The sequence below is a fragment of the Mycobacterium sp. genome, from assembly GCF_052145595.1.
GTDB lineage: Bacteria > Actinomycetota > Actinomycetes > Mycobacteriales > Mycobacteriaceae > Mycobacterium.
In genome coordinates this window covers 1-3,388 of the sequence record NZ_JBKQOI010000060.1, presented here as the reverse complement: position 1 = coordinate 3,388, position 3,388 = coordinate 1, and the positions used below count along the sequence as shown (strand labels likewise).

At 67.9% G+C, this 3,388-nt stretch carries 4 protein-coding genes and 1 pseudogene; 1 reads left to right on the top strand and 4 read right to left on the bottom strand.

From position 1 onward, the window contains the following. On the bottom strand, positions 1-525 hold a 525-nt coding region (locus ACLP4W_RS04115; protein ID WP_442384388.1), incomplete at its 3' end, for a DAK2 domain-containing protein. A 276-nt stretch (positions 526-801) separates the two neighbouring features. Here ACLP4W_RS04115 and rpmB point away from each other — a divergent pair. Then, a complete protein-coding gene (rpmB, locus tag ACLP4W_RS04110) occupies positions 802-996 on the top strand; it encodes a 50S ribosomal protein L28 (protein WP_064950728.1) in 195 nt (64 codons plus the stop codon). Between the two features lie 126 nt (positions 997-1,122). On the opposite strand, the gene ACLP4W_RS04105 is transcribed toward rpmB, so the two are convergent. The 3 genes and pseudogenes from ACLP4W_RS04105 to ACLP4W_RS04095 form a co-directional block, all read right to left on the bottom strand. Then, positions 1,123-1,869 carry an SDR family oxidoreductase gene (locus tag ACLP4W_RS04105; RefSeq protein WP_442384385.1) on the bottom strand — a complete coding sequence of 249 codons (747 nt, stop codon included), beginning with the start codon at positions 1,867-1,869 and terminating at the stop codon, positions 1,123-1,125. Positions 1,870-1,907: 38 nt separating this feature from the next. Next, positions 1,908-2,851 (bottom strand): annotated as a pseudogene (locus tag ACLP4W_RS04100) (NADP-dependent oxidoreductase). Positions 2,852-2,856: 5 nt separating this feature from the next. Further along, the coding region (locus tag ACLP4W_RS04095) for a uracil-DNA glycosylase (protein ID WP_442384383.1) at positions 2,857-3,388 on the bottom strand (532 nt) is incomplete at its 5' end.

The following is a 3,388-nucleotide window of genomic DNA, read 5'->3' as shown; positions in this document are numbered from 1 at the left end:
CGCCGGGGCCAGCCCCTCCGCGGCGCACTCTTCGACGGCGTCGGCGGCGGCCCGCAACACCGAGACGATGGTCCCCGGCACCTCCTCGCCGCCCATCGACGTGATGACCAGCTCGACGCCGCGCTGCAGCGCGGCCCCGAGGGTGACGGCGTCCAGGTGGGGCAGTTCACCGCCGGAGTCGGCCGCCGCGGTCGCGGTGACGTCGGCGATGCCGCGCAGGATCTGGGACAGGATCACGCCGGAATTGCCGCGGGCGCCGTTCAGGGCACCGGCCGACAAGGCCGCGGCGATCCGGGCGGCGCACCCGGGGCCGCCGTCGGCGCCGGCTCCCGCATTCGCCTCCGCCAACGCGGAACGCATGGTGAACAGCATGTTGGCGCCGGTATCGGAATCGGCGACCGGAAATACGTTGAGCCGGTTGATCTCGTCGATGTGAGTGATCAGGTCGCTGACGGAGGTATGCGCCCAGTCCCTCAAGGCCGACGCGTCCAGCAGACGATTCTGTGAAGTACGAGCAGTGCCCAGTGTGACCTACCTCCTCCGCACCAGCCTGCCGGTGGGCGCCAGCGTAGCCGGGCGACGACACGCACGGCGGCAAGCCGTGAGACAGCACCCGCTGGCCTGGGTGAACCGGCCCATTGAGCCTAGCCAGAGCGGGCGACAGCACCGGCCGTAAACTATGTGTCAGCTGCTGATCGTTTTGGTGGTTACCCACCAGAGTCGGTATCCTTGCTAGGCCCGGGTCGTTCCGGGCCGTCCCGGCCAGGTGCCGGACCTGTCAAGACTTGAGGAGTTTGAACAATGGCCGCTGTGTGCGATATCTGCGGGAAGGGCCCCGGCTTCGGCAAGTCGGTGTCACACTCCCACCGGCGCACCAGCCGCCGGTGGGACCCCAACGTCCAGACTGTGCACGTCGTGGCCCGTCCGGGCGGCAACAAGCAGCGACTCAACGTCTGCACGTCCTGCATCAAGGCCGGCAAGGTCGTCCGCGGCTAGCAGTCACGGCTCTGGCCATTCCTAACCAAATCTCAACCAAACGCCGGCGGCACCGCGTCGGGCACCAACACGCGCGTCGCGCGTCGCCGCCAGATGGTTTCGTCGAGATCGTAGCTATCTAGATCTTCATCTCCCCGCCAGCCAGTCCCGGTAACGGATTCTTCCCCGGGCAGCGGTGTCGTCGTCAGTGACCAGGGTGCGCTTTTTGAGCTCGGTGCCGAAGTAGCGGCCGTGCGGGTCGGTGACCACAACACGGGCATCACCGTAATGTGCGCAGGCGGTGCGGATGAATACTTCGAGCGGAAGGTATTCCGGCCCGCCAAGTTCGATGACGGCATTGGCGGGAGCTTCGGCCGCGATCGTCGCCAGCTTCGCGGCGACTTCGGTGGCGGCTACCGGCTGGATCAGCGCATCCGGCACTCGGACGGTGTCTCCGTCTGTGCAGGAATCGGCTATACCACAAGCGAATTCGAAGAACTGTGTGGCGCGCAACACGGTATATGCGATGCCGGAGTCGATGATCCGGCGTTCCTGCGCAACCTTGGCCCGCATATATCCGCTGTCGGGCATGCGGTCCGCGCCCACCACCGACAGCACCACATGATGGCCTACCCCGGCCACCCGTTCTGCGGTGACGAGGTTGGCGGAGGACGTGGTGAAGAATTTCATCAGCGCGGCGTCTTCGTATGACGGTGAATCGGTGACGTCGACCACAGCTCGCGCGTCGTGCAGCGCGTCGCTTAGGCCCTCGCCGGTAAGCACATCCACGCCGGTGCGCCGCGAAGCCGGCACCACCCGATGACCGTTGGCGGCCAGGATGTCGACCACCTTGGCACCGATCAGGCCGGTGGCACCCACCACGACGATCTTCATGACCTTGATCCTCACACCTGGTTGCGCCAAGGCAAGACTCACTCCCGGACGACGATGACGGTCTTGCCGGGCCGCCGGCCGGGACGTAGGCCACTCCGAAGGCCTCCCGGCCATTGTCGAGCGGAAATGTCGCCGCGATTTCCACGTGCAGGCGCCCCTGCGGGGAGGACGCGTCGACGAGCGCGGCGAGTTCGTCAAGCTGGTCGCGGTTGGGTGTGACGATGAAGAACGTTGCCGTAACACCGTATTCGTCGGCTTTCCCGGCCGGCGGGGGAGCCGACAGGGTAACCAACCGTCCGCCTCGGCGCAGCACGCGAAAAGATCGGTCCAAGGTCTCACCGCCGACGGTGTCGATGACGACGTCGTATGCGGCGCCGTTTTCGTCGAACGCTTCGGTGCGCACGTCGATCACCCGGTGCGCGCCGAAACCGCGGACGAGCTCGCCGGCGTCGCTGCGGATGGTTGCGGTCACGCGCGCGCCGAGGAGGGCAGCCAGTTGAACCGTCAAGGCGCCGACGCCGCCGGCCCCGCCGTGCACCAGGACCGCCTCTGCGGGCTGGACCGCCGCATGGTCGACCAGGGCCTGCAGGGCGGTCAGCCCGGCCAGCGGCAGCGCGGCGGCGCTGGTATGCGACACCGTCGACGGTTTGGGAGAAAGGTCGGCCGCGGGAACGGTGACGAATTCGGCTGCGGCGCCGTCGCGGTCGAATCGGATGAGTCCGTAGACCTCGTCGCCGGGCTTGAAATCCGTTACCCCCGGAGCCGTTTGCGCGACCACGCCGGATACCTCATGCGACGGGATCACCGGAGTCCGGCTGACACCGTCGCGGGTCCACGTCTCGTCCCAGGTCAACTCGTCGAACGTGATGGCCGCAGCGTGGACCGCCACCAAGACTTCACCGGCCGCGGCGATCGGCACGGGCACGCGCTCGACGATCAGGACCTCCGGGCCGCCGCGGCGGTGTGCCCGCAGCGCCTTCATCCCGGTCAGGGCAACCGCCAGTCGATCGGGTCGGCGCCCATCCCCGCGAGCAGCTCGTTGGCGCGGCTGAACGGACGCGAGCCGAAGAACCCGCGAGACGCCGACAGCGGCGAGGGGTGCGGCGACTCGATCGCGACGCAGTCGCCGGCCGCCAGCATCGGCTTGAGCGTCGACGCGTCGCGCCCCCACAGGATGGCCACCATCGGCTGCTCGCGAGCCACCAGGGCACGGATGGCGCGCTCGGTGACCGCCTCCCAACCCTTACCGCGATGCGAGGTAGGATTACCCGGCTGCACCGTCAGCACCCTGTTGAGCAGCATCACCCCACGCTGCGCCCACGGCGTGAGATCTCCGCACGACGGCAGCGGATAGCCGAGGTCGTGCGCGTATTCGGCGAAAATGTTCTCCAAGCTGCGCGGCAGCGGCCGCACCTGGGGCGCCACCGAGAAGCTCAGGCCCACGGCGTGTCCGGGCGTCGGGTAGGGGTCCTGGCCAACGATGAGGACCCGGACCTCGTCGAACGGAAAAGTGAAGGCG